General features: G+C 51.3%; 1 protein-coding gene. It reads left to right on the top strand.

The annotated features are described in order from the left end of the window. Window positions 1-68 precede the first annotated feature (68 nt). On the top strand, window positions 69-265 hold a 197-nt coding region (locus tag GBM95_RS12885), incomplete at its 3' end, for a hypothetical protein (protein ID WP_226963342.1).

The following is a 265-nucleotide window of genomic DNA, read 5'->3' as shown; positions in this document are numbered from 1 at the left end:
CGGATTTCTGCCAGGCGTCATACGCCCTGCGCCAGATGGAATCGATCATGAGATCCTCCTGATTGGGAATGACCTCAAGTGTCCCGGAAAGCCTAAAAAACCGCTCTACCTATAGTCCAGATACGGCAAAACTCTTCGAGCATATTGCTCAGGAATACGCTGCAGACCCAACGAGCAGGATTTGCATGGCAAAGGAAATTCTCAAGGAGATCCCGCTGACCGGACTATTTGATGAAGTGAAGCCTCCAAAGCGCCGCCGCAAACT

The sequence above is a fragment of the Sutterella seckii genome, from assembly GCF_009183815.1.
Taxonomy (GTDB): Bacteria; Pseudomonadota; Gammaproteobacteria; order Burkholderiales; family Burkholderiaceae_F; genus Sutterella; species Sutterella seckii.
This window is presented reverse-complemented; position numbering and strand designations above follow the sequence as displayed.